Annotated in this window: 1 protein-coding gene; it reads left to right on the plus strand. The window is 73.6% G+C overall.

Annotated elements, in window-relative coordinates:
- The coding region (locus F6X68_RS32780; protein WP_192581654.1) for an AMP-binding protein at window positions 1–1,061 on the plus strand (1,061 nt) is incomplete at both ends.

Here is a 1,061-nt window from a genome sequence, read left to right on the forward strand (position 1 = left end):
CGCCCTGTCCCGCCTGCTCGACGAACAGCCGGACCTCGCACTCACCCTCGCCGGCACCCCGTTCACCGTGGCTGAGCTCGATGCCGCGTCGCGTCGCCTCGCCGGGTTCCTCGCCGACCGCGTCGCTCCCGGCGACCGGGTCGTCGTCCTCGCCCGCAACGGCCGCCTGGCCCTGCTCGCCTGGTGGGCGACGACGCTCTGCGGCGGTTTCGTCGTCCCGCTCAACACGAGCAACCGCGGCCCCGTACTGGCCCACCAGGTGCTCGACGCCGACCCGGTCGCGATGATCGTCGAGGACGAGTTCGTGCCCGTCCTCGACGACGCCCTCGTCGGCACGGGGCTACGGGCGCCGGTCCTCGTCGGCGCCCCCGTGGCCGGCCGGCCCTCCTCCGGCCCGGTGCCCGCCTGGGCCGCCGAGGTCGTCGACTTCGACACCGCCGTCGCCGAGGGCTCGGCGGTGACGACCACCCCGGACCTCGACGCGTACGCCACCAGCCACCTCATCTACACGGCCGGCACGACCGGACCGTCCAAGGCGTGCCTGGTCAGCCACGGCTACGTGGCGAACATGGCCCGCCAGATGCGCGAGAACCTCGAGCGCCACTCCGGTGACGTCCTCTGGTCGGCGATGCCGCTGTTCCACATGGCCGCCGTCGGGCACGTCATGGGCTCGCTCCAGCTCGGCTCGGCCATGGACGTCGCGCGGCGCTTCTCGGTCAGTGGCTTCTGGGACGAGATCCTGCGCTCCCGCGCGACGATGGCCGCGCTCATGGGCTCGATGCTGCCGATGATCGTCGGTGCCCCCGAGTCCGAGGCCGCCCGCAAGGCCTTCGGCCAGCTGCGCGTCGTGTCCGGCTCGCCGGTCACCGCCGACCTCGCCGCCCGTTGGACCGAGCGGTTCGGCGTCGAGCGGGTCGGCTCGGGCGCGTACGGCCTGACCGAGGCCAGCCTGATCACGCTCACCCCGCCCGGGGGCTACCGCGCCGGGGCCGCCGGCAAGATCAACGATTCCTTCGAGGTGCGCATCGTCGACGAGCACGACAACCCGCTGCCCGTCGGCG

It is taken from the genome of Micromonospora sp. AMSO12t, from assembly GCF_008806585.1.
In the GTDB taxonomy this organism is placed as follows: domain Bacteria; phylum Actinomycetota; class Actinomycetes; order Mycobacteriales; family Micromonosporaceae; genus Micromonospora; species Micromonospora reichwaldensis.